This is a genomic window from Scytonema sp. PRP1 (assembly GCF_036697665.2).
GTDB classification, from domain to species: Bacteria; Cyanobacteriota; Cyanobacteriia; order Cyanobacteriales; family Nostocaceae; genus Kalymmatonema; species Kalymmatonema gypsitolerans.
In genome coordinates this window covers 1-22,232 of sequence record NZ_JBAHYJ020000117.1, presented here as the reverse complement: position 1 = coordinate 22,232, position 22,232 = coordinate 1, and the positions used below count along the sequence as shown (strand labels likewise).

General features: G+C 43.9%; 23 protein-coding genes and 1 pseudogene. 17 read left to right on the top strand and 7 right to left on the bottom strand.

Features of this window, described 5'->3' with window-relative positions; all coding sequences use genetic code 11:
* Positions 1 to 55 precede the first annotated feature (55 nt).
* Positions 56 to 187 carry a ribbon-helix-helix domain-containing protein gene (locus V5G28_RS36950; RefSeq protein ID WP_096562215.1) on the bottom strand — a complete coding sequence of 44 codons (132 nt, stop codon included), beginning with the start codon at positions 185 to 187 and terminating at the stop codon, positions 56 to 58.
* Between the two features lie 592 nt (positions 188 to 779).
* On the opposite strand from V5G28_RS36950, the gene V5G28_RS31610 reads away from it, so the two are divergent.
* Positions 780 to 1,181, top strand: a complete 402-nt coding sequence (locus tag V5G28_RS31610) for a fasciclin domain-containing protein (RefSeq protein WP_332989933.1) — start codon at positions 780 to 782, stop codon at positions 1,179 to 1,181.
* A 91-nt stretch (positions 1,182 to 1,272) separates the two neighbouring features.
* On the opposite strand, the gene V5G28_RS31605 is transcribed toward V5G28_RS31610, so the two are convergent.
* The gene (locus tag V5G28_RS31605) at positions 1,273 to 1,497 is read right to left on the bottom strand and encodes a hypothetical protein (protein WP_332989931.1); all 225 of its coding nucleotides are present in this window, start codon (positions 1,495 to 1,497) and stop codon (positions 1,273 to 1,275) included.
* A gap of 669 nt (positions 1,498 to 2,166) precedes the next feature.
* Complete coding sequence (locus tag V5G28_RS31600) at positions 2,167 to 2,472, bottom strand: RNA recognition motif domain-containing protein (RefSeq protein WP_332989929.1); 306 nt, start codon at positions 2,470 to 2,472, stop codon at positions 2,167 to 2,169.
* Between the two features lie 811 nt (positions 2,473 to 3,283).
* On the opposite strand from V5G28_RS31600, the gene V5G28_RS31595 reads away from it, so the two are divergent.
* The 9 genes and pseudogenes from V5G28_RS31595 (at position 3,284) to V5G28_RS31555 (ending at position 12,505) form a co-directional block, all read left to right on the top strand.
* Positions 3,284 to 3,556 carry a GlsB/YeaQ/YmgE family stress response membrane protein gene (locus V5G28_RS31595; RefSeq protein ID WP_096566737.1) on the top strand — a complete coding sequence of 91 codons (273 nt, stop codon included), beginning with the start codon at positions 3,284 to 3,286 and terminating at the stop codon, positions 3,554 to 3,556.
* Positions 3,557 to 3,817: 261 nt separating this feature from the next.
* Positions 3,818 to 3,937: a zinc ribbon domain-containing protein gene (locus V5G28_RS31590; RefSeq protein ID WP_332989925.1), complete on the top strand. Its 120-nt coding sequence runs from the start codon at positions 3,818 to 3,820 to the stop codon at positions 3,935 to 3,937.
* Positions 3,938 to 3,993: 56 nt separating this feature from the next.
* Positions 3,994 to 4,155, top strand: a complete 162-nt coding sequence (locus tag V5G28_RS31585; RefSeq protein WP_332989922.1) for a hypothetical protein — start codon at positions 3,994 to 3,996, stop codon at positions 4,153 to 4,155.
* A 211-nt stretch (positions 4,156 to 4,366) separates the two neighbouring features.
* Positions 4,367 to 5,815: a F0F1 ATP synthase subunit beta gene (gene atpD, locus V5G28_RS31580; RefSeq protein ID WP_332989921.1), complete on the top strand. Its 1,449-nt coding sequence runs from the start codon at positions 4,367 to 4,369 to the stop codon at positions 5,813 to 5,815.
* 96 nt (positions 5,816 to 5,911) lie between these two features.
* Complete coding sequence (gene atpC / locus V5G28_RS31575; protein ID WP_332989919.1) at positions 5,912 to 6,325, top strand: ATP synthase F1 subunit epsilon; 414 nt, start codon at positions 5,912 to 5,914, stop codon at positions 6,323 to 6,325.
* A 177-nt stretch (positions 6,326 to 6,502) separates the two neighbouring features.
* Positions 6,503 to 8,747 (top strand): annotated as a pseudogene (locus tag V5G28_RS31570) (SPFH domain-containing protein).
* Between the two features lie 197 nt (positions 8,748 to 8,944).
* Positions 8,945 to 10,099 (top strand): L-histidine N(alpha)-methyltransferase, encoded by a 1,155-nt coding sequence (locus V5G28_RS31565; RefSeq protein WP_332989917.1) that lies wholly within the window; start codon positions 8,945 to 8,947, stop codon positions 10,097 to 10,099.
* A 45-nt stretch (positions 10,100 to 10,144) separates the two neighbouring features.
* Entirely contained in the window at positions 10,145 to 10,747 is a 603-nt protein-coding gene (locus V5G28_RS31560; RefSeq protein ID WP_332989915.1) for a hypothetical protein, read from the top strand.
* 3 nt (positions 10,748 to 10,750) lie between these two features.
* Positions 10,751 to 12,505 (top strand): serine/threonine-protein kinase, encoded by a 1,755-nt coding sequence (locus V5G28_RS31555; protein WP_332989913.1) that lies wholly within the window; start codon positions 10,751 to 10,753, stop codon positions 12,503 to 12,505.
* A gap of 19 nt (positions 12,506 to 12,524) precedes the next feature.
* Here V5G28_RS31555 and V5G28_RS31550 read toward each other — a convergent pair whose 3' ends face one another.
* Positions 12,525 to 12,824 carry a 30S ribosomal protein PSRP-3 gene (locus V5G28_RS31550; protein WP_041040380.1) on the bottom strand — a complete coding sequence of 100 codons (300 nt, stop codon included), beginning with the start codon at positions 12,822 to 12,824 and terminating at the stop codon, positions 12,525 to 12,527.
* Positions 12,825 to 13,138: 314 nt separating this feature from the next.
* On the opposite strand from V5G28_RS31550, the gene V5G28_RS31545 reads away from it, so the two are divergent.
* A complete protein-coding gene (locus V5G28_RS31545) occupies positions 13,139 to 13,975 on the top strand; it encodes a TIGR01548 family HAD-type hydrolase (protein WP_332989910.1) in 837 nt (278 codons plus the stop codon).
* A gap of 76 nt (positions 13,976 to 14,051) precedes the next feature.
* Positions 14,052 to 14,849, top strand: a complete 798-nt coding sequence (locus tag V5G28_RS31540) for a Tab2/Atab2 family RNA-binding protein (RefSeq protein WP_332989908.1) — start codon at positions 14,052 to 14,054, stop codon at positions 14,847 to 14,849.
* Between the two features lie 43 nt (positions 14,850 to 14,892).
* Here V5G28_RS31540 and V5G28_RS31535 read toward each other — a convergent pair whose 3' ends face one another.
* Entirely contained in the window at positions 14,893 to 15,177 is a 285-nt protein-coding gene (locus tag V5G28_RS31535) for a DUF2470 domain-containing protein (RefSeq protein ID WP_332989906.1), read from the bottom strand.
* A 570-nt stretch (positions 15,178 to 15,747) separates the two neighbouring features.
* Between V5G28_RS31535 and V5G28_RS31530 the strand changes: the two genes are divergently transcribed.
* Entirely contained in the window at positions 15,748 to 16,509 is a 762-nt protein-coding gene (locus V5G28_RS31530; protein ID WP_096566724.1) for a metallophosphoesterase family protein, read from the top strand.
* Between the two features lie 17 nt (positions 16,510 to 16,526).
* On the opposite strand, the gene V5G28_RS31525 is transcribed toward V5G28_RS31530, so the two are convergent.
* Positions 16,527 to 17,396: a M48 family metallopeptidase gene (locus V5G28_RS31525; protein WP_332989903.1), complete on the bottom strand. Its 870-nt coding sequence runs from the start codon at positions 17,394 to 17,396 to the stop codon at positions 16,527 to 16,529.
* Between the two features lie 249 nt (positions 17,397 to 17,645).
* Between V5G28_RS31525 and V5G28_RS31520 the strand changes: the two genes are divergently transcribed.
* From V5G28_RS31520 to V5G28_RS31505, 4 genes are all read left to right on the top strand, one after another.
* Positions 17,646 to 18,182 (top strand): DUF4330 domain-containing protein, encoded by a 537-nt coding sequence (locus tag V5G28_RS31520; protein WP_096566720.1) that lies wholly within the window; start codon positions 17,646 to 17,648, stop codon positions 18,180 to 18,182.
* Between the two features lie 171 nt (positions 18,183 to 18,353).
* A complete protein-coding gene (locus tag V5G28_RS31515; protein ID WP_332989991.1) occupies positions 18,354 to 20,078 on the top strand; it encodes a hypothetical protein in 1,725 nt (574 codons plus the stop codon).
* Between the two features lie 66 nt (positions 20,079 to 20,144).
* On the top strand, positions 20,145 to 20,222 hold the full coding sequence (locus V5G28_RS31510) for a hypothetical protein (RefSeq protein WP_332989989.1): 78 nt from the start codon (positions 20,145 to 20,147) through the stop codon (positions 20,220 to 20,222).
* A gap of 190 nt (positions 20,223 to 20,412) precedes the next feature.
* Complete coding sequence (locus tag V5G28_RS31505; protein ID WP_332989900.1) at positions 20,413 to 21,087, top strand: serine/threonine protein kinase; 675 nt, start codon at positions 20,413 to 20,415, stop codon at positions 21,085 to 21,087.
* A 95-nt stretch (positions 21,088 to 21,182) separates the two neighbouring features.
* Here V5G28_RS31505 and V5G28_RS31500 read toward each other — a convergent pair whose 3' ends face one another.
* Positions 21,183 to 22,076 carry an alpha/beta fold hydrolase gene (locus V5G28_RS31500; RefSeq protein WP_332989897.1) on the bottom strand — a complete coding sequence of 298 codons (894 nt, stop codon included), beginning with the start codon at positions 22,074 to 22,076 and terminating at the stop codon, positions 21,183 to 21,185.
* Positions 22,077 to 22,232 lie beyond the last annotated feature (156 nt).

Genomic DNA, 22,232 nt, shown 5'->3' with positions numbered 1-22,232 from the left:
AACTACATCTGTGCTTTAAGCCAGGGGATGAAATCCGACCCATAGGGCTTTAGCCCTATGTTTCTTTTTCGACGTACATTCTAATGGCTTCTCGAATCAAGTCGTTAATAGATCTTTCTGTTTGTGTTGATATTTTCTTTAATTGTTCATACTCTTTGTCGGATAGTCTTAGATTGTAACGTTGCATAACCCCATTGACGTGTTAATATGGGATTAGTTTAACACTACAGGATGAAAGACTCCAATAACAAACGTAGGGTTAAGCGCTATGAACCATGACAATTGAAGATATGAGGTTGTGTTGAAAAGTCTTTCAAGAGCCATCAACACGTAAAATCTTCATGGTTGGAAGATCTAAAGTAGCCGCACAGCCTGAAAGGGTCGAGGCGGGTAGGACTGCTTGAACCAGTCAACGTGTTTTATAAAAACATGAGACAATGTTGCGCAGTGAGGCTTTTAGCCCACGTAGCAACAACAGTCTAGAATCCACGTTTTTCAAAGCGTGGAGAGTTCAAGAGAGATTACAAACTCCCAAGGATTGACCTCCCACCGTTGATTATCAGTACAGCAGTTTTCAATTGGTTATGCCAAGTTGCGTTCATATTGATATCGGCAACACACCTGATCCTCAGTAAGCAATACGAGACGCTACGTATTTCCCATAAATCCACGTCGTCAAGAATGCAATAAAATCTCCTAAAAACCGAGCAGTTTTCTGTATTTTTTCTGAGAAAGTAGTTTATACTTGTTAACAGACTACACAAAACTAGGTAAAACACATGGCTGACATTGTTGATACTGCCGTTAATGCTGGTTCTTTCAGTACCCTAGTTGCTGCGGTCAAAGCTGCTGGTCTGGTAGATACTCTTAAAGGCGCTGGTCCATTCACCGTATTTGCACCTACTGATGAAGCTTTTGCTAAGCTCCCAGCAGGTACAGTAGACGCGTTGCTTAAGGACATTCCAAAGCTGAAGAAAATCCTGACGTATCATGTTGTTTCAGGCAAAGTCCTGGCTGCTGACGTGGTTAAGCTGAAGTCAGCTAAAACAGTTGAAGGAACGGAAGTCAAAATTGACGCTTCCAATGGCGTTAAGATCAATGATGCGAAAGTTGCAACACCAGATGTTGCTGCTGATAATGGTGTAATCCACATTATTGATACAGTGTTGATTCCTGCGTAAATAAACAAAGGACAATAGCGAATAGTATTTTTGGGGCAGCAACTACCTATAGTTGCTGCCCCAGATATGTATCTATTTTAGAAAGCACTTTTTATATCATGTCCGGTTGATTAGCTTGCCAAATTAACCAAAGCGTCCCCCGGAACCGGACTACGCGTGAGACTGATTTGCGATAATGCTCAGCAGTAAATACTGATAGTGTGATATTTATCTGACCAGGGTCTATGATCTCTTTCACAGTGCAGATCTGCATTCTGTTGTTGCAATACGCAACGATGCGATCGCCAATCTGGATATCCAACGCTTTAATTTTCAAGGACTACTTTACCTCATTAAGGAATCGGCGAAGCTTGCGCTGCATTCAGCACACTTGCTTATCTACATAAGTCACTAAATAGCTGTTTTTCCTTACTATTATCAGCAGGTTATCCCGCTTTGAATTGCCCTCTACACAACCCAAGGAAAAATATATTGCTAAATTTCACTTACGCAACAATTGCTATCCCTATTTATCATAACATATAAATTAGGCTTGTGATGATATCAAATTTCAAATTCTATTGTCAAGGTATTTTCTACCTAAAATACAGCAATTAGCAACAAGTGTAAGCCTCAAAGCTAGATATAGAGACTGTTTTACTCCTGTAAGCGCAAAGCGCCTCCGCTAGGCGTACAAAGCAGCGGGCAAGAAAGACCATATTCTAACTTCTGACGCCAATATTGCTGCTATATATAGGTGTATCCGGATGAAGTACAGGTTATCTGCGTGCAATGGTTTGTCCATCTGCCGTTCCTTAATTCTTTGATGTATTGCACCCAATTGAAAACCGCTATATAATATTATAATTTCTATTTCGCTAACTACCCTCAAAAAGCAACGAAAAGCCCCCGAATCAGGTCGGGGGCAAAGTCTATAAAAGAGTATTTTGCTCTTTTAGCTTTTGCCTGTCGCATTTCAAAGCTAAAAGAGTTCTATTTATGAAGCTTAGTAGCGGTTACGTCCGCCGCTGTAATTGCCTCGGTTCCCGCCATTAAAGGAACCTTTGTCTTCCCTGGGTCTTGCCTTATTTACTTTCAGGTCACGACCCATCCACTCTGCCCCATCAAGAGCTTCAATGGCTGCTGATTCTTCAGCATCTGTACCCATTTCCACAAAACCAAAGCCGCGTATCCGACCTGTTTCCCGGTCAGTAGGAAGCTGAACTCGCTTTACAGAACCATATTCTGCAAAAATAGCATTCAGATCGTCTTGTGTAACTTCGTAAGAGAGGTTACCTACATAAAGTGACATAAATTGTCTCCAAAATCATAAATGTGTAGAGATTTACGTTTCGGAGACAAGCCTGTCAAGACTAAAAGGAAAAAGCCTGTCAACACTATCACCGAATTCATTCTCATTTGCGATGATAACATACTACCTTGCCAAGACGGCGAGCTTGAAAAACTGTGATAAAAAGTCATATTTGGTAGCTAAGTACAGCATTTCATTAATTCGTAACGTTTTTAAACGCAGAGGGGCGCTCTCGGTAAACGCAAAGGTACACAGAGTCTTCGTTCAAGTTTTCGCTATGAACTTATGAAATCATGTACTAAGTGTTGTAATGCCAAATTTTTTTGGCTGATGCCCAACAGAAATATTTTTCATTGGTCGCACTTTTCTTATAGCTGTCCGTGCAGGAGTTGTGAGATTCTCGAATCGCTCCTGAGCCTTAGACGCAACGGTGAGGTAGCGTTATGCAGTCCTTGTTTCCCGACTCAGGCGATTAAGAATGATTTAGGACTGCTATGGCAATCCTATTATTAAGAGAAAGCTCAGTTTAAACCTTAGCTTTATTCCTCAAGTAGAGGCTACATCTCATTAAAAATGCATATACTGCAATTACCAAGCAATAATGCATTGATAAGCCCCTAGTATGAGATTTAACTAGGAGCTTTTTCTTAAGTTTTTCTTTATCTTAATTAAGGCATATGCCCTAAGTTCAGTAGCTATTCCAGTATTCCTCTAGGTCATTCATAAATAGTTCGGTTGGCAGATTGGATACCAAGAGTTGAATTGTTAACCTGTAAGTATCAAAGAAAAAGATTCATTCAATTTAACAACAATGAACATTCTTGCTTGGGTTGTATTAGGTCTTTTGGCTGGTGCTATTGCTAAAGCTATCTACCCCGGTCATCAAGGCGGTGGAATTTTAGGAACAATCTTGTTAGGAATTATTGGGGCTTTTGTTGGCGGTACTTTGGGCGTCTTCTTTACGACAGGTACCTTGAGCTTGGCGGCTCCTACTCTTAGCATACCCGGTATTGCTGTAGCCGTTATTGGTGCAATTGTTGCTGTTTTCTTGTGGAACCTCTTTACCCGTAGGGGTGCTGTCTGAGAAATGAAATCATAATCAATTTATAATAAGCCTCAGGGAGCTATTTAGTTATTATTTATCCCTGAATTTAACGATAAATATAGCGCTTCCCTGTAGTTAGGGAGGCGCTATTATTTTTGATCATTTTACACAAACTGATTTAGGATTGGTATAGCGGATCTCATATGGTGTTTGTTGAAGATATCGACTTGCAAATCACGCGTAAAGGAATGTTGGATAAACACGCTTGATTATGCTGGGTGGGGTCGCTTCATCAACATTATGATACGCGTATGTTGGAAACGCCAAGTTTACTTCGCCAAAGTTGACCACAAAGGAACAAGCCAAACTTGCCCCAACTGTGGAGCATATACTGAGAAAAAAAATTTGTTGCTATCTTGAAAAGAGCGGCTGAAATGACGCAAACACCTTGATAGTTCTTGTCATCCGGTATTTTCATGACTTTAGTTGTCAGCGATCGCACGAAGTGCCCGCATTCGGGCGATCGCCTCCTCCAGGTACGCTTTGCGCAATCGCCCAAAGAGCAGTCTGTTTGGGTATTGGCATATGCCCAAAGGCGAGCATCTACGCGTGAGAATCGGGACTGGGGAGTGAGGTAAATTGACAGAGTCGCCGAGTTGTTTGATAGAGGCGTACAGACGAGCGAAAATAGAGTATAACCTGCTTACCAATCGATAGCCTCAATCTTAAGGAGAAATTTAAGCGTAATAGAGGGGATCGTTCAGTGCTACTCTTGAAGATGACATGGCGTTCATCTTTATGTCTCTCTTGACCTTATTTGAAATATAGCTTCAATCATTAAGGCTCAGCATGGTCACCACTGCAGAAAAAACAAACGTTGGTTACATTACCCAAGTTATTGGTCCGGTTGTAGATGTGAAATTCCCCAACGGGAAAATGCCGCAAATCTACAACGCTTTGACCATCACAGGCACTAACGAAGCCGGACAACACATCTCAGTTACTACCGAAGTACAGCAGCTGCTAGGTGACAACCAAGTACGAACTGTTGCCATGAGTTCCACTGATGGCTTAGTGCGTGGTCTGGAAGTCGTTGATACTGGCGCTGCCATCAGTGTGCCTGTTGGTAAAGCCACGCTGGGTCGGATTTTCAACGTCCTCGGCGAACCGGTAGACAATAGAGGACCTGTCAATTCAGAAGAAAGATTGCCGATCCACCGCGATCCTCCCAAATTCACAGAGTTGGAAACCAAACCCTCTGTGTTTGAAACCGGGATTAAAGTTGTTGACCTGCTAACTCCCTATCGGCGCGGTGGTAAGATCGGTCTATTTGGCGGTGCTGGCGTAGGCAAAACCGTCATTATGATGGAGTTGATTAACAACATCGCCACACAACATGGTGGAGTGTCAGTGTTCGCTGGAGTGGGTGAACGCACCCGTGAAGGCAATGACCTCTACAACGAAATGATTGAATCTGGGGTGATCAATAAAGACAACCTCAACGAGTCGAAGATTGCCCTAGTCTACGGTCAAATGAACGAACCACCCGGAGCAAGAATGCGGGTTGGTTTGTCGGGATTGACAATAGCAGAGTACTTCCGCGATGTGAACAAGCAGGACGTGCTCCTGTTTGTTGACAACATCTTCCGGTTTGTGCAAGCAGGTTCAGAAGTGTCAGCTCTGTTGGGACGGATGCCTTCTGCGGTAGGATATCAGCCTACATTGGGAACCGACGTAGGTGCATTGCAAGAGCGCATCACCTCCACCAACGAAGGGTCAATTACCTCGATTCAAGCGGTGTACGTACCAGCAGATGACTTGACCGACCCCGCACCCGCTACCACCTTCGCTCACTTGGATGGAACAACGGTGCTGTCTCGCGGTTTGGCAGCTAAGGGAATTTATCCGGCTGTGGATCCCCTCGGTTCGACTTCTACCATGTTGCAACCCAACATTGTTGGCAACGAACACTACAATACTGCTCGTGCTGTACAATCCACTCTCCAGCGGTACAAGGAACTTCAGGACATCATCGCCATTCTCGGTTTGGATGAACTGTCTGAAGAAGACCGTCTGATTGTGGCGCGTGCGCGGAAAGTTGAGCGTTTCCTGTCTCAGCCGTTCTTTGTGGCAGAAGTATTTACTGGTTCTCCTGGTAAGTATGTGAAGCTGGAAGATACTATCAAAGGCTTCCAGAAGATTTTAGCTGGTGAGTTGGATGACCTGCCAGAGCAGGCTTTCTACTTGGTTGGCGATATTAACGAAGCGATCGCCAAAGCCGAAAAACTCAAAGGTTAATCATTAGTCCGAGCGTCCTTAGTCCTTGGTTCTTATGCAAAGGACTAAGGATAGATGACAAATGAGAATTGACAAAGGACAAGTGACAAAGGACAAATGACATTAACTGTTCGTGTAATTTCCCCAGATAAAACAGTGTGGGATGCTGCGGCTGAAGAAGTCGTTTTGCCCAGTACGACTGGTCAGCTTGGTATTCTCAGCGGACACGCGCCACTATTAACTGCGCTAGATACGGGTGTGATGCGAGTCCGTTCTAGTAAAAATCAGGATTGGGTGGCGATCGCTTTGTCAGGTGGCTTCGCTGAAGTCGAACAAGATGAAGTCACAATTCTGGTAAACGGTGCTGAGCGTGGTGACAAAATTAACCTAGAGGAAGCCCGTGCTGCTTATAACGAAGCAGAAACCCGTTTCAATCAGGTAAAACCAGACGACAGACAAGCACAAATTCAAGCAACTCAGGCTTACAAACGCGCTCGCGCCCGTTTTCAAGCTGCTGGCGGTTTGGTCTAAGTTTCAAAGCAAAGACGAGGCAGCTTAAGAGTAGGGTGGGCAATGCTCACCCTATTAATTTAATATAATTAAAAAAAGTATTAAGTTTTATAAACTATTAGGGTAAGTTTAGGAAATGAATCAGAGCCACAAGGAAGTCTTACCTTAGATCATTAGTTGCCCAGAGGGGCACAAAAAATGAAAGGCTTTCAATACTTCCTTGGTGCGCGTAAACATAATAAGATATTTCGTTTGGCAGCATCTGCTGTAGCAACCTTGGCGCTGGCTGGTAGCATTCATTCTGCCAGTGCGACTCCCATAAAAACAACTACTGCACAAGAAATCACCTCCGCATCAACTCAGTTAGCTCAGACAAAACCAACAGTTGCCCAAATCCCAACTAGCACTACTAACAGTCAACTCATACCAATGTCACCCTGGGGAATCATCCCCATTGTTGTTGTCGGCGGTTTAGTGATATTTGTCCCCCTGTTCTTTGGGGGACTCGTGGTGATTGGCGAACGTGAAGTTGGTATTGTCGTCAAAAAATTTGCTATTTCCGGACGCGGACTGCCAGCCGGACGACTGATTGCTCTCAACGGTGAAGCAGGCTTGCAAGCGGATACTCTTGCTCCTGGCTGGCACTGGGGTTATTTGCCTTGGCAGTACTCGGTTCGCAAAGAGCCGGTAGTCGTTGTCCCTCAAGGTGAAATCGCCCTGCTTGTGGCGGCAGATGGCGCATCCAATCCTCCAGAGCGTATTTTAGGTAAAATCGTAGATTGCGACAATTTCCAAGATGCCCGCAAATTCCTTACCCAAGGTGGGGAAAAAGGTCGTCAGATGGGCTTTTTTAACAGCAGGTACGTACCGCATCAACACTGCCCTATTTAAGATCATCATGGCGGGAAATGCTAGCCAGCATGGCATGAATCCCGAATATTTGCGGGTGTACAGCGTTTCTTCTGATAAAGTTGGTATCGTCACGACCCTCGACGGTATGCCAATTCCCGCAGGTGAAATAGCAGGTCCAATAATTAGCGGACACGACAACTTCCAGAATGGGCAGAAATTCATTGATGGGGGTGGGCGACGAGGTTTGCAAGAGCAAATACTGCTTTCTGGTTCTTGGAACCTGAACCCTTGGTTCGTCCACGTTGAACAAGTGCCAATGACGGAAATTCCCATTGGCTATGTGGGTGTGGTGATTTCTTTTGTAGGCAAGGCACACGAAGATGTTAGCGGTGCAGCCTTCACCCACGGTAATTTGGTGAATACTGGACACAAAGGCGTGTGGGTGGAACCACTGTATCCAGGTAAGCACCCGCTCAACACCCGCGTCATGAAGATTGAACTGGTACCGACGACCAACATCGTATTAAACTGGTCAGGTCGCACCGAACGCCACAGTTATGATGTTAAACTAGCTTCCCTAACAGTACGTTCTAGAGACGGGTTTGCCTTTGATTTAGAAGTGGCGCAAATTATTCATGTGGGCGCTTTGGATGCTCCCAAGGTGATTTCGCGTGTGGGTTCGATGCAGAATTTAGTTGATCATGTGTTAGAACCGACCATTGGCAACTATTTCCGCAACTCGGCTCAAGATTATACAGTACTAGACTTCCTCAGCGCCCGAAGCGAGCGGCAAGCTGAGGCTGCTGAGTTTATTAAAACGGCGATACGAGCTTATGACGTGCAAGCGATTGACACCCTCATTGGTGATATTTTGCCGCCTGCGATACTAATGCAGACGCAGACAGACCGGAAAATTGCAGAAGAGCAACGCAAAACGTTTGAAGTTCAACAACTGGCGCAAACGCAACGCCAACAACTTGTTCGGGAGACGGCTTTGGCTGAGATCCAGCAAGAAATGGTGCAGTCAGAGCAAGGTGTGAAAATTGCTGAACTTAAAGCAAAGGCTGACATCCAGCAAGAAACGGTGAAGTCAGAGCAAGGTGTGAAAATTGCCGAACTTAAGGCGAATGCCAAAATTAAAGAAATGACGGGTGAGGCTGAGGCGATCCGCTTAAGAGCGACAGCAGAATCTGAGTCTGTGCGGTTAAGAGCCGGTGGTGAAGCTGAGTCTGTGCGTCTGAAAGGGCTTGCAGAAGCAGAAGCCATCCGCGCCACAGGTAACGCAAAAGCCGAAGCATACGGCGCTGGTGTGGAAGCTTTGGGAGAACATGGTTATACGGCAATGCAGCTGATGCAGATTATTGGCGATCGCCATGTCCGTCTGATTCCAGATGTCTTGGTTGGCGGTAATAATAATGGCAGCACCAACGGCTTGGTAGATGGGCTACTGTCAATGATTTTATGGAATCAAACTGCCAAGCCTGGTGAAACAACAATACCTTTGCAACCAAAACTACAATCACCAATCCCACCATCAAACGGTCATCAGCCTGTAGTTGTTGAATTTCCCTTGGATGGAAACGCCGGTTAGTCGGACTAGTTTCACGCAAAGACGCCCACAGGGCGTCTTTGCTTACGTTCTCACAACTTTATCATCCTGGCTGCGACTATAAATTGACCGCAGTAAGACCTAACCTATAGCGCTTTACAGTATTAATGAATGGTGGTAGCTTCTAGACACTTGGGGGAGATTAATTCAGATACACTGCTCAAGAAAAGAGACTCAACATGGGACCTTTAGATTTTGTGAAGCTACTAGAGAATTCCATCAACGAACCGGGCTTAGGATGGACTCTCTGCTTCATAGGAGAAGATCAATCGAACAAACTTGCAGAACTCACGCAAGAATTAAGAGGAGAATTTTCCACGACAGGCGATGGAAAAGAGATTTTATCTGGTTTTTCCTATTGGGGCATAGGTCCAACGATCGCTTGGGATCATGCTTGTAATGATAGATTCTATCTCGTGATGAAAGAGAGTATAGAGTCCTTTAGATCTCGATGGTATCAAATTCATTCCAATAGTATAAAAGGTCAGGAATATCATTACGTTAGTTTAGGTGTAGGCACAGGGGAAAAAGACCAATTCATTTTGAGTTTCTTGCTCAACGGCAATCCCAACCTACTCTATTTTCCAGTAGATATGAGTTCGGAGATGTTAAGGCTAGGCGTTCAACAGGCAACTCAAGGAGCACAATTAAAGGGTAGTCATGTGCTACCAATTCAAATCGACTTTTCAATAGAGAGAAATGTTAGTGAGTTACGGAAACTGCTTGACCGAGTTCTCAATGATAGTCCTGTTCTATTTTCTTTGCTTGGAAACACATTAGCTAATTTTCAACAAGACACAGAGTTGCTGCAAACTCTTTCTAAACTCATGCGACGTGAGGATAAGCTTCTTATAGAAGTCGCGACTACTGAAGACTTAAACGAAGAAGCAGCGCAAAAGGCGGCGCAAGAGTACGCGAAGACCAAGTCGTTTAGAGAGTTTGTCACAAGTGCGTTGCTTCAAAATACTGATTTACATATCGACTTGAATAGCGTATTTTTTGAAGGTTCTATAGAAACAGATAAAGCAATTCTAATCAAAATACTATATCGCAACTTAACTGGAAACAAAATTCAAGTGGTATTACCTGACCGATCAGTTATGAATTTTGAAGACCAAGATACGATTCGTTTATATCTAACTCGGAAGTATACTTCTGCTGGTATTGAGAAAATCATTTCAGACAGCAACTTGGCGCTTGTTGATAGCCTACATATAAGCTTGGAACCACGTAATAGGAATAGATTTGGTATGAATTTGATCCTGCTTGCCCCTCACTCTTCAGGAATTAACAATAAATCTCCAGTGGCACGTGATATATGGTCTAAACGATAAAAGCTAGCAAAGTATCAGACTGCACAAACAACACACGGTGTAAGTATGAAAAGCCTAGTGACCTTGATCACGTTTTTCCCTCTACTTCTTGGATTTATTTTAGCCACTGTTTGGTGGACTAGAGAACCAAATGATTTTGAACCACTACTGACAGCTCTTGGATTATTGGCAACAATTACAGGAATTTTTGGCGAACGATTAGCATCAGCGATCGAAAAGAGGAGAGAATTGCTGCGTGCCTTACTAAATGAATGCATATCAAATGTAACAATTTTATCTGATGGACGATTCAACCCAAAGTTACATAAACAGGGGCGACCGATAGTCTTTCCGCGATTAATGATGTCAGTTACTGAAACAGCGATCGTATCTGGTGTCTTTGCAGAGCGTAAAGATAGAGAGTTGTTTTCGCTTTTACATCAGTGGCGGCATACTGTCAACGAGTTCAACCATAGATTAGATATTACCGAGTTGCGTACATTTACAAACCTGTCACCACAAGAGATTCACTCACTATATGAAGCACTACAAGAATCAAAAGAGTTTAATGATGCACTGACTTTGACCAAACATCTGGCAACCGTTTTGAAGTCAAAATATCCGAAAGGCATTGCTGGTAGTGAAGGTCTATCTAAAATTGTGTTATAAACTTTGCTTATAAAAAAACGTTATCGTTTACTTAAACAAATTGGTCAAGGGGGATTTGGCAAAACCTTCCTCGCTGTGGATGAGGGACAATCGCCTGCAATTCCTTGTGTCGTTCAACAATTTGGGCTGCAAAACCAAACGTTTAAAACTTTTGAGCAAAAAGCACAGCGCCTAGAGGAATTAGGCAAGCATCCACAAATTCCTGTACTGGCACATTTTGAAGAAAACCACCACTTATATTTAGTGCAGGAGTTTATTGAAGGCACGAATTTAGCTAACTTGGTGGAGAAGGAGGGAGCCTTCTGTGAAACTCAAATATGGCAACTTTTAGAGAATTTGGGGCAAGTTCTCAAATATATTCATAATCACAACCTTATCCACTGCAATATAAAACCGGAAAATATTATTCTTAAATCCCCTTCTAATTTCATAGGGGGGAAGGATCTGGTTTTGGTTGATTTTGCCGCTGCTAGAACTGTGACGTCAATTGACCTAACAAGTGAAAGTTGTATTGGTAGCGCAGAATATGCTGCTCCAGAGCAAATTCAGGGGAAACCTATAGTTGCTAGTGACCTTTACAGCCTAGGTGTAACTTGTATTTACTTACTTACCCAAATTCCTCCTTTTGATTTATTTGATGTTGTTGATGATTGTTGGGTTTGGCGACAGTATCTAACTACAAAGGTCAGTGAACACTTGGGTAAAATTCTTGACAAGCTTGTGCAAAAAGACTTTACCCAACGCTTTCAATCTGCTGATGAAGTCATGCAAGCGATGGGTATTCACTGCCCATCAGTTAATCACTCTATTAATCACTCTATCACTCCACCTCCGCGCATCTTGTGGCAATGCTCACATACCCTGACTGGCCATCCCGGTATGTTAAGTGCTGTAAATTCAATTGCTATAAGCCCTGACGGCAATATTTTAGCTAGTGGTCATGACAACAAAACTATCAAATTATGGGATTTAAATAGCAAAAAACAAGCATATACCTTCGGCGGACATTGCCAAGCTGTGAAATCTGTAGCCTTTAGTCCGGATGGAAAAATTCTGGCAACGGCTAGCGATGATAAAACTATTAAATTGTGGAATGTCAACACACTTGAGGAAATTTGCACTCTCTTTGCACACACTCATGCAGTAAAATCAGTTGCTTTCAGCCCAGATGGTGAACTACTAGCTAGTGGTAGCTGGGATAAAACTGTCAAACTTTGGGATGTCAAGACTGGAGAAGAAATTTGTACTGTCAGTGGACACCAATTACAGGTGAGTGCAGTGGCGTTTAGTCCTGAGGGTCAGCTTCTGGCTAGTGCTAGTTTTGACAGAACTATTCGCTTGTGGTCAAAGGGAGAATTGAAAAACCGCCCACACTACACCTTCTTAGGTACCCTTTCCGGTCATGCATGGGCGGTTTTGACAGTCGCCTTCAGTCCCAATGGTAAGGTTGTAGTGACTGGCAGCGATGATAACACTATTAAATTGTGGGAAGTAAACACTGGTCAGGTCATTGGCACTCTTTCAGCCCATTCCTGGTCGGTGGTCACATTGGCTTTCAGTGGCGATGGAGAAACACTGATTAGTGGAAGTAAAGACAAGATAGTCAAACTTTGGAACGTCAGCACAAAACAGGAAGTTGCAACTCTCTCTGGTCATGTAGACTCAGTGTCTACCGTTGCTATTAGCCCTGATGCACAACTGATTGCTAGTGGCAGCAGGGATAAAACCATCAAACTCTGGGAGCTTGTTCAACAGTAGAGGAGTTCATTATCCAGCTTTAGGCGCTACCTGTAAAGCCAACTTCCGGAAATCTTAACTGAGCTTCAGCCATCGGGCGGTTTCTGCCTTCTTCTTGCCAGTAGTTAATCACTTCTGTGGCTTTATTCAGCAATTCCACGCGATCGAGTTCAGTAATCCAGTGTTTTGACTCTAGCTCCTTTTTTAACTCTTCCCAAGCATCATTCCTTGGCCAGAAAAAGTACTTAGTCAAAGGACTTGTGCCTTTGCCTACGACTTGATCGACTGCCAAAGCGACGTTTTCGTCTAACCACAGTATCTTCAAAATAAACTTGGACAATCACACCTCCCCTGGAGTATCCAGGCAACACTCATTAACGTATGCGACGCCCTTTGGGCGCGAGAAAAGCACCATCGCTCGTATACGCCCAAAGGGTAACTTTCGCGAAACCCTCTCCCTAAAGCTTCGCTTCGGGGCAACCAGGCGAAACCTGGTTTAGGCGTAGGGCGCGCTCCGCGATCGCTTATTCTAACGCAATATCTACCAGCTTTCCAAATTAGGAAAATGACTATTGACTAATGAAGATGTACAGACGCTTTCATGAGAGCGCGTCTCTACAATAACTAATGACTAATGACTCATAACTCATAACTATGACCGAAAAACCCTCAACAAAAGCAATAGTCGTTTTTGATATTGACGGCGTTGTGCGCGATGTCGGTGGTTCTTATCGACGAGCGATCGCAGATACTGTAGAGCATTTTACACAGGGGGCGTATCGCCCAACATCACTCGATATAGATCGGCTCAAGTCTGAAGGCACTTGGAATAATGATTGGGAAGCATCCCAAGAATTGATTTACCGCTATTTTGAAACTCAATCCTACTCCCGCGAGCAATTGCAACTCGACTACAACGCCATTGTTGCCTTTTTTCAATCGCGTTATCGAGGATCAGACCCCCAAAATTGGACGGGATATATCTGCAATGAACCCTTATTGCTACATTCTAGCTACTTAGAGGAACTGACAAAAGCTGAGATTCCTTGGGGATTTTTTAGCGGTGCGACTCGCGCTTCTGCTACCTATATTTTGGAAACACGTCTCGGTTTAAAGTCTCCAGTATTAATCGCAATGGAAGATGCACCAGGTAAACCAGATCCCACTGGACTTTTTGCTACCGTTCGCTTGTTGGACTCCTACGAGCAAGAAAAAAGTAAAAATTTTGACAAATTAACGCCAGTAGTGTATGTGGGGGATACGGTAGCTGATATGTACACGGTGGAAAACGCACGTTTGAGGGAACCTTCGCGAACTTGGATTGGTGTTGGTGTTTTACCCCCTCACGTACAGCAAATAGTAGCACGTCGTGATGCGTATGCTGAAAAATTGCTAGATGCAGGAGCATCTATGGTTTTCACCAACGTACAACATCTGAGTCCGCTTAGAATTGAGGAACTACTGAACGAAACAGGTTTTAGACACGTGTAGGTGGTATTTTGTGAGGTTAGGGGTGCAGTGCCTAGCGCCTCTATCCCCTAACCTCAACAGATCAGCTGTAAGTCTTATGAAAATTTGGCAAGCCGATTTTTATCGTCGTCCGCAGACAGAAGCATCTGAACAAGCTATGTGGGAGTTGTTGATTTGTGACGCAACTCGTAGCTTTCAGTATCAGGCAACTTGTCCGCAGTCGCAAGCAAGTTCAAGTTGGGTTGCTTCTCAACTTCAGCAAGCAGCTGGAGAACAACTGCCAAATGTGATTCAGGTATTTCGTCCTCAGTCTTTAAGTTTAATACAACAAGCTGGACGCAGTTTAGGCATTTCTGTGGAACCAACTCGCCGCACTTTGGCATTAAAACAGTGGTTGCAAGAAAAGCAATATCCTATATCTTTGGATAAACCACCCCCAATGCCATTAGCAGAAAATCTTTGGGGAGAAGAATGGCGTTTTGCTTCACTGACTGCTGGTGATGTGGTAGAGGTATTTGGCGATCGCCCTATCCCAATTCTCGAAATGCCAGAATACCTCCTATTGATCAATCTTGGTTTAGCATCAACGCTACCCGTTCCCGGTGTCATCATTTATGGTGGAAGGCTATCAATGCGTTTAGCACGGTGGTTGCAACAAGCCCATCCCGTCGCACTTAATTACATTGCGGGTGCGCCTGATGGGTTAGTTTTAGAAGCTGGTTTGGTTGACAGATGGATTGTTGCCACGTTTGAAGATAAACAAGTGGGAGTTGCTGCTAAAACCTATGAACAGCGCAAGCAGCAAAGCCGAGGATTACATTTTTTGTTAGTGCAACCCGATGATTCTGGGATGACTTACACCGGCTTTTGGTTGTTACGTGAGGAGATATACTGACAAAAGATTGAGCAGCAGCAAAGATTGGCTTTACCAGAAAGTCTCACTTTGTCTTAGCCCGCACGTGCTTCACCATTGCAATCAAGGTTTGATGGGCATCTTCCGCATCTGCTAAAACATGGTCAAACTGTATGCGTACTGGTACAACTTCCCCGTTCATCTGTGCGTCTAAATTCATACCTTGAGCATCAATAGACACCATTTCTGCTGCTGTTGCGTTAGCTAAACTGCCAAAAGCTTGAGCGTAAAGAAGCACCGCGTCTGCATGATCCTCGTTCATATGATTGCAAATGCGCGAACTGACTTCAGGTGGAAACTGGAAAGACACGGCAAACTCCAACTTGCTAATAAAGTATCTGCGTGTATTGTAGGTCAGTCTGCTGAAAACTTTATACGGTACTTTGCTCTTTTATATATAAAAATGTTTTGTTGAGTCTTAATTTCCTTTGGTTACTTTTTAACAGTTACCAGTTATCAAGTACCCGCAGTACCAGTTATCAGTTTTATCGTTGGGGAAAACACCACACCAAGAGTACCCCCAGAGCGTTGGTGGCGGGTTTAAATCCCCCACCAAAGCGAGCCGTCACTGCGTAGGTAGCTGTTCACTGATTTAATTTTTAAATTCTTACAATCAAGCAACATCTCCAGTGAAAATACTGATGTCAAAGTTTGAGGACAAACTACAGTTTAAAAATTTATTTTCTCTATCAAAAAATTAAATGAAATCTTATTGCTTTACATAGTGCAACCAGAGGAGGATTGTTGTTTACACTTATTTAAATTAGCCTTAATTATATGGAATTTATACTTTTGAGCTTTATTTTACCGACATTTACGAAATTAGTTGATTCCATACTGTAGCACAAGTATTAGGGAAAGTTATTGAACCACACAGCTGATGAGCGCAACTAGCTACCGCCGAATTATAATTGGGGACGTACATGGTCACTATGAAGGTTTAATGACATTGTTGGAGGCAATAGCCCCCACATCAGACGATCAAGTCTATTTTCTTGGAGACTTAATTGATCGCGGACCCCAAAGTGCATATGTAGTCAATTTTGTCAAGAAAAGTTGCTATCACTGTCTGCTGGGGAATCATGAGCAGATGTTATTAAACATTTTTACCAACGGACAAGTTCCCACCTCAATGGTACAAGCATGGTTGTATAGTGGAGGGCAAGCAACGGTAGCCAGTTACCAACAAGCCACAATACCTCATGACCATGTGGAATGGTTTAAAGGTTTGCCCACATATCTTGACTTGGGAGATATTTTGTTGGCTCATGCTGGTGTTGATCCCTCAATTCCGATGAGAGAACAAACTGCTGAACAGCTTTGCTGGGTGCGCGACAAATTTCACAGCATGGAAAAACCCTATCTGCCTAATAAGCTGATTATCGTCGGTCACACGATTACCTTTACCCTCCCTGGTGTAAATCCTGGTAAACTGGCACAAGGACAAGGATGGCTCGACATCGATACTGGGGCTTATCATCCCCGAAGTGGCTGGTTGACTGGGCTTGATGTTACAAATCAACTGGTTTATCAAGTCAATGTCCATAATAAAAGTCTGCGCACCTTAGCTTTAGAAGAAGCGGTGACAATTGTCGATCCAGCCAGAGTTGAGGCTGAACGCTGCAACAGACGACGTGGATAAGTGGTTACTGCTATTGACTACCTGAGCAATGCTTTGATCTTTGCTTGATAACTAGCATTATCCAAACCAGTACTTCCACTACTAGGTTGGGCGTTGATAGCACTTTGCAAAGCTTTAATGCGATCGCCTGTTGCAGGGTGGGTACTTAAAAATGAGGGAGTACCAGAGCTCTTTTTCAGGAGTTTTTGCATGAAAGAAACCATCCCCGATTGAGCATAACCAGTGCGTGTAAGAGTTGTTAATCCTCTTTTATCAGCATCAAATTCATCTTCACGACTGCGAGGACGGTTAAGGGCTAAGTCTACACCAATCCCCACAGCTTGATTGCGGTCTAACCCAGCCGCTGATGCCAAACCACTTGCAAGTGCTTTTTGCCGCATCTGTCTTACTAAGTGCTTCCCGCCAATGTGACCAATTTCATGACCGATAACACTCGCTAATTCCGCTTCATTTTCTGCGGTTTTCAGCAAGCCTGTGTTGACATACACAAAGCCCCCTAAAGTGGCAAAAGCGTTGATACTGTCATCATCAACGACTTGGAAGGTATACGGGAGATCCGGGCGATCGCTATTGGCTGCCAGACGCCGACCAAGTTGTGTTACATAATCATTAACTGCGGAATTGCGGTAAAGTCGAACTTGACTGCTCACCAACTGCTGATTAATCTGCTTGCCAAGATCAACCTCTTGCCGAAGTGAGATATTAGACAACTGAATGACTTGGACTCCTTGTAAAATGAGAGGCAATAACCGTTCAGCATCAATAGCCCTAGCGGTGATTGGTGTAAATAAGCATAACGATAAGGCAACGACGATGGAAATTAACGGATAAAACCAACGACGTCGAAAAAAACGGGGATTTATAGAAAAACGTTTCGTATTGATCATAAATCCGGTTTGAAAAGAGTTTTGGGGGAATCTAAAACTATAGGACGGATTCATAGCCCTATAAGTTGCATTCTAAAGTTGTTGCCAAGATAAAGCATATTTTCAAGGGCGACAGCAACTTAAAATAGCAAAAAGTCCGTCCGAAATTAGGAAGTTGTGATACACTGTCGCATAACCTCAACGCCTAGCTGGTTATATTGCCTATACTGCTACAATCAGTAACTTTACTCTTATCTGGAAAAACTTTTTATGGCTATTTTAGATTCCAAAGGTCGTTTATTCGGTAAAATTAACATCCTCGATTTAGGTGCTGCACTGGTCATTGTGCTGGTAATCTTAGGCATCTTTATCTTCCCTGGCGGTTCCGGCTCCGTTGCCCAAGTCGGTAGTAAAATAGTGCCTATCGAAGTAGACTTAATAGTTCGCGGATTAAACATCCTCGACACTCAACAGTTATATACACAAGGGTTTACAAAAGGTGGGAAAACTAACGTTATTATCCGTAATCAACCCCACGGTCAGATTGACATTAAGTCTGTGGAAGAGCTACCCAGAAACGTATTAGTTCCTCAACCTGATGGTTCTATTAAAGAATTGCCAGAGCCAAACAGAGCAAATAACTTTAGCAAAGATTTACGTTTAACTTTAGCAGGCAAAGCAAAAATTACTGACCAAGGACCAGTTCTAGGTAACAGTAAAGTAAAAATTGGAATGCCAATTGAGTTAGACGGCTTTAACTACAACTTTAACGCCACAGTCATTGATTTGAGATTACTAGAAAAGTAGCTTTTCATTTGTGTAGAGAAAAGCTGAAAAAATAGCGTCCTTACAGACGCTATTTTTTCAGTATAATTGTTAATCATGAATCATTTCGCCCTCAAAGCCTTTACCTTGTGGTTAATGTGTCTTGTTCTTGCCTGCACCCATGCGAAGGCAGAGAATCAGTGGACACCGCAAATGGAAGCAGAATTTCAACAGCGGTCAAAGTACGTAACTAAAAAACTGTCAGGAAGCAATTACGGAAATACTGCTTTTGAGGGCGAAAAAAAATCCTACCCCAAGGCAATGATTGATTTTCTTGCAGCAAATCAACAAAAATCAATCTCTTTCCTACAATCTGAAGACGCTGACGCGAAAAGTCACGCTCACACCTTGGGAATTGACTTGTACTCTGGCTTTACCCTCAAAAGTCAAGTGCGCAAATACTTTTATTTTGGCAAATATCTTGACCCAGCATATCGTCAGCGGATGAAACAAGCAATGCAAATTTGGACAGAGGTTGATCCGCTGACGCGCCGCTTTCCTAACCGTCAACAGTTCTGGGCAAACTCAACAGATAACTGCGATAGTTGGGTAGACTGTCGTAACACTGATAACCTAAAAGCCATGCGCGAAGTGGCTGTCTATTTATTTGCTGAAGAAACAGGAAACGAAGCAACACGCAAACTTTACAAAGAACGCATCACCAGAAATGTCAGCACTCTCTACAACATTGGACAAGGTGAATGGGATTCAGAAAACTACCTAGGACACGCCCTCACAACCTACGTCAATCTTTATGATTTCGCTAAAGATCCAGAAGTGAAATCATATGCTAAATCTGCACTAGATTGGTTCTTGACTTCCGGAGCGCTAAAATATTGGCGGGGAGGATTTGGTGGTCCTTCCAAACGCGATTACAGTGAGGGGAACTGTGTTTGGTGTTCCCTCGCTACCCATGAATTAGGATTGTACTTTGGTGATTCACCCCAAAAAGACCCCAAACCTTCCCCCGACTCGGTACACCTAATAACGAGCAGCTATCGTCCACCATCAGCAGTAGTCGCCTTAGCACGCAAGGAATTCCAAAAGCCAGCAGAACTCCTCAATTCCAAACCAACATATGAAAACTGGAAACCTGGAAGCGACGCTGCACCAGAGTTTTACGAAACTCTCTATTTTGGTAACACCTTCCAACTCGGTACATTAGCTCAAGGTTCCGGTGGAGACTGGAACGGCTTCAAAATGATGGCATACAATTCTCAACGCGGCGTCGATTATTTTATAGCTGCAACTGGAACAGACCCTACTAAAATTTCATCATCGTCTGTAGGTGGAGATAACATCGCTCAGTACCGCAATTTGGTTATTTGGCTGAACAACCAACCTAGAGTACCATTCCAATTTTTTTTGCCCAAGTCTGCCAAGCTAGAAACAAAGCAAGGCGTGACTTTCATCCGTTACGAAAAGACATGGTTAGCACTAACGCCAATCAACTTGAAAATTGAGGGAATGAACCCCGCAGCCACTGAGAAAATCCGCGATAAATATCCCGATGACCAAATTCTAACTGCTGTAGGCAACGGTGACACCGAAAGCGGATTTGCTTTAGAAATAAGCGAGAACAAAACTCACGCCGATTGGAATCGATTTCAGCAGTCTGTGCTGGAAAAGTCCCGTCTCAACCTGAATCAGATCAAAGATGGCGTCGTTGAGTATCAAGGTGTTTCGGGAAAAGTGAAGCTTCAATATCAAAAAGGATTACCGAAAGTTTGGCGGAACGGAAGTTTTCACGACTGGCGACAACACTACGGCGTCTATCAAAATGCTCAAGGTAGTAAAACGCCAATCTATCAAGGATGGAAACAAGGTGAGCTTGAAGTTACTGCGGGTGGCTATAAGTTTACAGGGGGTAGGCGGTAGGTAGCGTATGGGAGGTTTGTCTTATTCCCGTGCCCAACCGCTACAGCCTAACTAAGAATTCCCAGATTGAAATCAAGCTATAAGCAAACATTTCAACAGGAATCAGTTCTGCGAGTAACCAGCACTGTTAGATTATCTTTCTGAACTTTACAAGAACTCGCTTTTAGGCAAAGTTTAAGAATTGTTGTACAAAAGAATCAGGGTTGGGTTTACTAGGGAAAAATGCGGTAACCTAGCCTTCGGTAATGCGTTTGCCGAACGGAAAACCTCCCGCCCGCTTTTTAGGGTAGTATATGGAAAAATTCCATCTAATTTGTACTAGCCGGAACCCAGTATGCATGGATTACACATAAATCGGCTAATTGAGAGTGTCCACCAAGAGCTACTCCCCGGGTTCCGAATTGAGAGCGTCGATCCGCACGACCCGGTCGAAGTCCGCCATGTCCCCAAACCTTGGCAGCTTCTTGGCAGGGGGAACTACGCTGCGGTGCTCTATCACCCTGACTACCCAGACCTGGTGGTAAAGATTTACGCGCCTGGACGCCCTGGCTTTTTTGAAGAGGTGGAAGTCTATCGCCGCCTGGGTTCCCACCCTGCCTTCTCTGAATGTCTCTATGCTCGAGATGGCTTCTTAATCCTAAAGCGGCTGCATGGAGTGACCCTCTACGACTGTATGCACCGTGGTCTGCGGATACCAAAGCAGGTTATACGGGATATAGACTCTGCTCTAGAGTATGCCCGTAAGCGGGGTCTTCACCCCCATGACGTCCACGGTCGCAATGTGATGATGTACAAAGGCAGGGGACTCGTCGTAGACGTCTCGGACTTCCTCGATGAGGAGACTTGCTCAAAGTGGAATGACCTGAAGAGAGCCTATTACTGGCTGTACCGACCCCTCCTCTCCCCGCTTCGGTTACGGGTACCTTACTTTGTCCTGGATGTTGTCAGAAGGAGCTATCGCTTCTTGCGCCGCTTAGTTTCACGCTATTTGCACCCAAGGAAAAACTGAACAAAACACGCAAAGACATTGGCTTGATACCTGTTTTGTACTGCAAGGGAAAATCATTAGTGAAAGTGTAGGTTCTAAACCTACCAAGTCACGAACTAAAGCATTGGCAAAAATCTTCTGATTAAACCAATAGTCACAGCAGGGAGTTCCAATTGCGGTGTCAATCCCACATCATCTAACAACTGAAAAATACGGATGGCTTGCGGATTCAATTGCGCAAGACGACGACCAATTTCTGCAGGTGTAAGTTGGGACTTTTGACCCCAGATAATTGCAGTAGGAGTTGTCAGTTGTTGAATATATAGCGACAAATCAAAGGATAAGTCGCCACGTACAAAAGATAGCGCGGCGTATTCTGCATTGGGCTGCTGTGCTGACTCTAGGTAAGCATTGACAATTTCCTCATACACTCGAGGAGGTTGGGCAAATTGCCTTTGCTCTAAAAAGCTCCGAATACCTTCTTTTGTAGCGATTCCGGTGCTGTACAGCAATCTGTCAAGAACGGGAATGCTGATAATCTGGGCAAAAAAGTTTTTGGAGTCATCCTCACCAAAATCGGAGAGTCCAGCAGGTGCGCTGAGAATCAGGGATTTAAATAATTCGGGATGGGCGATCGCCACTCTGATGATCAATGCTGCTGTCAGGGAAGAAGCAATGACTGTGACTGGCTGATTGCAAGTTTGTTGCAAAAACTCGCGAATATTCGTCAAATAATCTTCAATCCTGTAATTTCGTGCAGGATGCTCGGATCTACCCCAACCTATCAAGTCCGGTGCGATGATCCGATACTCGGTGGCGAATCCTGGATAAACTTTTGACCACTCATATGCGGAAGATCCACCACCAAAGCCGTGCAGAAATACCAATGTTTCCTTATCTGTACTTCCAGTATTCTGCTCTTGCCAGGGTGATGCCTCATTAGTATAATACGTTACTTTACCTAAAGAGGTAATGAGCGAGCGTTGCTCAAATCCTAGTGGCTGAAACATAGATATTAATCACGAGTTATGAGTCGTTAATTTTTTTGCCCTACACCCGCCTCTGTTTCATCTTCCTCCCCATCTTCTTTGTTGTCCACTTTCCTTTACAAGCCCACCTACCCATACAAATACATCATATCGAAAGGCTGCTTATCTCTGCTTTTA

What these genes read in the sequence shown, in the direction of transcription:
- V5G28_RS36950 (WP_096562215.1), bottom strand. Translation starts at nt 187, where the DNA reads ATGCAACGTTACAATCTAAGACTATCCGACAAAGAGTATGAACAATTA.
- V5G28_RS31610 (WP_332989933.1), top strand. Translation starts at nt 780, where the DNA reads ATGGCTGACATTGTTGATACTGCCGTTAATGCTGGTTCTTTCAGTACC.
- V5G28_RS31600 (WP_332989929.1), bottom strand. Translation starts at nt 2,472, where the DNA reads ATGTCACTTTATGTAGGTAACCTCTCTTACGAAGTTACACAAGACGAT.
- V5G28_RS31595 (WP_096566737.1), top strand. Translation starts at nt 3,284, where the DNA reads ATGAACATTCTTGCTTGGGTTGTATTAGGTCTTTTGGCTGGTGCTATT.
- V5G28_RS31590 (WP_332989925.1), top strand. Translation starts at nt 3,818, where the DNA reads ATGATACGCGTATGTTGGAAACGCCAAGTTTACTTCGCCAAAGTTGAC.
- V5G28_RS31585 (WP_332989922.1), top strand. Translation starts at nt 3,994, where the DNA reads ATGACTTTAGTTGTCAGCGATCGCACGAAGTGCCCGCATTCGGGCGAT.
- atpD (WP_332989921.1), top strand. Translation starts at nt 4,367, where the DNA reads ATGGTCACCACTGCAGAAAAAACAAACGTTGGTTACATTACCCAAGTT.
- atpC (WP_332989919.1), top strand. Translation starts at nt 5,912, where the DNA reads ATGACATTAACTGTTCGTGTAATTTCCCCAGATAAAACAGTGTGGGAT.
- V5G28_RS31565 (WP_332989917.1), top strand. Translation starts at nt 8,945, where the DNA reads ATGGGACCTTTAGATTTTGTGAAGCTACTAGAGAATTCCATCAACGAA.
- V5G28_RS31560 (WP_332989915.1), top strand. Translation starts at nt 10,145, where the DNA reads ATGAAAAGCCTAGTGACCTTGATCACGTTTTTCCCTCTACTTCTTGGA.
- V5G28_RS31545 (WP_332989910.1), top strand. Translation starts at nt 13,139, where the DNA reads ATGACCGAAAAACCCTCAACAAAAGCAATAGTCGTTTTTGATATTGAC.
- V5G28_RS31540 (WP_332989908.1), top strand. Translation starts at nt 14,052, where the DNA reads ATGAAAATTTGGCAAGCCGATTTTTATCGTCGTCCGCAGACAGAAGCA.
- V5G28_RS31530 (WP_096566724.1), top strand. Translation starts at nt 15,748, where the DNA reads ATGAGCGCAACTAGCTACCGCCGAATTATAATTGGGGACGTACATGGT.
- V5G28_RS31525 (WP_332989903.1), bottom strand. Translation starts at nt 17,396, where the DNA reads ATGATCAATACGAAACGTTTTTCTATAAATCCCCGTTTTTTTCGACGT.
- V5G28_RS31520 (WP_096566720.1), top strand. Translation starts at nt 17,646, where the DNA reads ATGGCTATTTTAGATTCCAAAGGTCGTTTATTCGGTAAAATTAACATC.
- V5G28_RS31515 (WP_332989991.1), top strand. Translation starts at nt 18,354, where the DNA reads ATGGAAGCAGAATTTCAACAGCGGTCAAAGTACGTAACTAAAAAACTG.
- V5G28_RS31505 (WP_332989900.1), top strand. Translation starts at nt 20,413, where the DNA reads ATGCATGGATTACACATAAATCGGCTAATTGAGAGTGTCCACCAAGAG.
- V5G28_RS31500 (WP_332989897.1), bottom strand. Translation starts at nt 22,076, where the DNA reads ATGTTTCAGCCACTAGGATTTGAGCAACGCTCGCTCATTACCTCTTTA.